Consider the following 3,665-nt stretch of genomic DNA (forward strand, 5'->3'; position numbering starts at 1 on the left):
GCAGTTGCAGGTCTTCGGCGCTCTGGTTTTCAGGATCCAGCAAGCGGCGGTCCAGCGCCCAGGCAAAGCGGTAGTACTCCACCTCTAGCTGCGACACGTTCCACACCACGTCACGGTCGGTACGGCGGCTGACCTGGTTCAAGTCCCGTTGCTGGAAATACTGGAATACGGCAATCGCTGCGTACAGTGCGACCAGCAGAGCCACCAGCAATACCAAGAGTTTGCGGCTTCGGGTCATAGCGGAAAGATCGACGGCATCGCAACGTGCTTACAAATAAACACATTGTGGCGTATTTGACCCGGCGAAGCCACCACACGCACCCGGCCCTACTTGCTATTTTTTAGAGAGCTGCCAGCGCAGTACCTATCTACGTCAACGCCCATTTTCACATCGAAAAGTAACTACGCAGCCCCCACAGAAGCCGTAGGCGAAGATCGGGTCAATGCCACTCACTCCATCAGACTTCAGCGAACCCAGTCCCGCGCAAAAAAATGAGCGGATAGAGAGCTTGCAAGAACGGGTGCAAAAGCAGGCCATTCAGATTGAGCAGCTCACAGCGCAGAGCATTGCCCTGCACAAACACCTACTGGAGTTGGAGGGGTGCCTCTTGCTAAATAGCAAAAACTCCAGCACGCCCCCCAGCACAGATGGGCTGACCAAACCGTCTCCCAAGAGCCTGCGCATCGCTGGACAAAAGCCTATCGGAAGCCAGCCTGGCCACGAAGGCCACACCCTGCGCCAAAGCCCCCAGGTGGACCATACCGTTATCCACCGCAGTGCTCCATGCCGATGAAACTGGCATCCGCGTACAAGGCAAGCTGGCCTGGCTACACTGCGCCGTCACGGACACCTTGACCTACCTGGCCTACCACGCCAAGCGCGGCGGTGATGCCTTTACCGCCCTGGACATTCTGGGTGGGGTACGCAGCACACTTGTGCACGACGGGCTGGCCGCCTACAAGCAGCAGGCCGGACTGATTGCCTGGTGAGTGTGTTCCAACGGGTGCCGTAGCAGCCTCGCTGGGCCGCTTAGTACGACATTGAGCAGGCTAGGCTACCTGAGTAGTTACAAAAATTTAGGAGAAATAGGGCTCTAGCGCAGAGAGCACCTGCGCTAGCAGCTATCAACTCAATAGCAAATCCATGGCAGGGTGACTACCGTCTGCCAGCCCGGCCCCAGGGTTTTTCGCTTCCTGCAGCGCCCGGTCTGCGGGAACTATCGCTTGTCATTCTGGCAAGTTGCTAGTAAAAGTAGAGCAATCCAGCTTTTGAGACAAACCACCATGGCCGCTTACCGCTCCAATCTGTCCATCACCCAACGCCTAAGTCTGGGATTTGCGCTGATCCTGCTGCTGTCTTTGATCTCCATGCTGGTGGGCATCAGCAAACTCAACACCTCGGCTGACTCCACCCAACAAATGCTGAACAACCCGATACAGACCGAGCGCCTCATCAGCGACTGGTACCGGGACGTATTTATGGCGGTACGGCGCACCGCCGCAATTGCCAGGAGCAGTGATCCATCTCTGGCCACCTATTTTTCTCAGGACACGGCAGAGTCCACTGCTCGCACCTCAAAAGTTGTCCCCACGATAACTGAGCGGATGACAACCGATGAGGAGAAGGCACTCTTGGCAAAAATAGGGGAGGTACGGAAAAACTATCTAATTGCGCGAGATGCCATAACTGCGTTAAAAAAGGAAGACAAAGTAGACGAGGCAATTCAGTTGCTGGAGCAAAAGTACGTGCCCGCGAGCAACGCATATTTGGGTGCACTTGAAGAGCTGATGAAGACCCAGCGGCAGAAAATCGACCAGCGCGCCCAAGACATTGCCGACAACAGCACCCAAGGCCGCAACCTGCTGATTGGCCTGGGCCTGTTCGGCGTCATTTTCAGTTTGGCCTGCGCCTGGTGGCTGTCGCGCTCCATCATCCTCCCGCTGGCCCAGGCCAATGGTGCTGCACGCCAGATCGCGATTGGCGACCTGGCCGGACATATCGAGAAAAGCGGCAACGACGAAGTCGGTCAGTTGCTCACCAGCCTGCAAGAGATGCAAGCGAATCTAGTCAAGGTGGTGGGCAGCGTGCGCCAGGGTGCGGACAGCATCTCTACCGCCAGCGCAGAAATCGCCCAGGGTAACCACGACCTCAGCGCGCGCACCGAAAACCAGGCCAGCGCACTGGAACAAACCGCCGCCAGCATGGAAGAGCTGAACTCCACCGTGCGGCAGAACGCCGACAACGCCCGCCAGGCCAACCAGTTAGCGGTGCAGGCATCTACTGTGGCGATGCAGGGCGGCGACGTGGTCGGCCAGGTAGTGCAGACCATGAAGGGCATCAATGAAAGCTCACAAAAAATTGCCGACATCATCAGCGTCATCGACGGCATTGCCTTCCAGACCAACATCCTGGCGCTGAACGCCGCGGTGGAAGCCGCCAGGGCCGGTGAACAAGGCCGCGGCTTTGCGGTGGTCGCCAGCGAGGTGCGCAGCCTAGCCGGGCGCTCGGCCGAGGCGGCGAAAGAGATCAAAAGCCTGATCAGTGCCAGCGTGGACCGCGTGGCCCAGGGCACTCTGCTGGTCGACCAAGCCGGCAATACCATGACCGAAGTGGTCAGCTCCATCCGCCGCGTGGCCGATATCGTCGGAGAGATCAGCGCTGCCAGCAGCGAACAAAGCGCCGGCGTGTCGCAAGTGGGTGAGGCCATTACCCAGATCGACCAGGTGACACAGCAGAACGCCGCCCTGGTGGAGCAAATGGCCGCCGCCGCCAGCAGCCTGCAAAGCCAGGCGGCAGATCTGGTGCAGGTGGTGTCGGTATTCAAGCTGGATGCCGGGTCGGCACCCGCTCGCGCCGCACCAGCGGCCTACTCCCCTGCACCCGCGGCCAGTGCCGCGCCTAAGCGCGCCGCGCCGATACGGACCGTGGCCCAGCCACCGAAAGCCGTGGCCAAACGCCCGGTCACCAAGCCGTTGGCCGCACCGCGCAAAGCCATCGCTGCGGCCAAGCCGCCGAAGGATGATGACGGCGACTGGGCTTCGTTCTAGGTCGAAGGCAGTTGGCGCGCCTGCAGCACCACGCAATGGATGAACTGCAATTTGGCCACGACCGGGGGGGTCAGCACGAAGGGGTAAAAGTCTTGCTCGCCCATGCTGCGCGACATCTCATTGAGCACACCGGTCAACTCGACCCAGGCGTTGGCGATCTTCAGGAAGCTGTCGGCGCTGGGGTCTTCTGGCCGCCACAGCGCCTCGCGGGTAAACGGCGCGTAGGGCAACTCGACATCCCCGGCATCCAGGCCAAAGCGCATGGCCGTGCCCAGGGTGTCCACCATGTGCAAGTAGTGGGCCCAGGTTTCGGCCCAGTCCTCCCAGGGGTGGGTGCTGGCGTAGGTACTTACATAGCGCTGCGCCCAGTCGGCGGGCGGGCCTTCTTCGTAATGGTGTTTGAGGGCGGCAGCGTAGTCGGCACGCTCGTCGCCGAACAGGGTGCGGTAATCAATCAGCCAAGGGGTGTCCACCACCAGCCGGTCCCAGTAGTAGTGCCCCACCTCGTGGCGGAAATGCCCCAGTAGCGTGCGGTAGGACTCGCCCATTTGCGTGCGCACCTGCTCGCGACGGGCATCGTCGGCCTCGTCCATGTTCAGGGTGATCAGGCCGTGGTC

At 60.3% G+C, this 3,665-nt stretch carries 4 protein-coding genes; 2 read left to right on the plus strand and 2 right to left on the minus strand.

The genetic code is table 11. The features are described from left to right. Positions 1 to 238, minus strand: a 238-nt coding sequence (locus tag ABI213_RS03965) for a hypothetical protein (protein WP_348026155.1), incomplete at its 3' end; no start/stop codon positions are given. A gap of 539 nt (positions 239 to 777) precedes the next feature. Here ABI213_RS03965 and ABI213_RS03970 point away from each other — a divergent pair. Both ABI213_RS03970 and ABI213_RS03975 read left to right on the plus strand, forming a co-directional pair. Beyond that, a complete protein-coding gene (locus tag ABI213_RS03970; protein ID WP_348005231.1) occupies positions 778 to 990 on the plus strand; it encodes a transposase in 213 nt (70 codons plus the stop codon). A gap of 294 nt (positions 991 to 1,284) precedes the next feature. After that, entirely contained in the window at positions 1,285 to 3,048 is a 1,764-nt protein-coding gene (locus ABI213_RS03975; RefSeq protein ID WP_348026157.1) for a methyl-accepting chemotaxis protein, read from the plus strand. On the opposite strand, the gene ABI213_RS03980 is transcribed toward ABI213_RS03975, so the two are convergent. Further along, positions 3,045 to 3,665: putative zinc-binding metallopeptidase (locus ABI213_RS03980; protein WP_348026159.1), on the minus strand; the 621-nt coding region annotated here is incomplete at its 5' end. The two genes, ABI213_RS03975 and ABI213_RS03980, sit on opposite strands and share 4 nt — an antisense overlap.

It is taken from the genome of Rhodoferax sp. (genome assembly GCF_039922535.1).
GTDB lineage: Bacteria > Pseudomonadota > Gammaproteobacteria > Burkholderiales > Burkholderiaceae_C > Rhodoferax_B.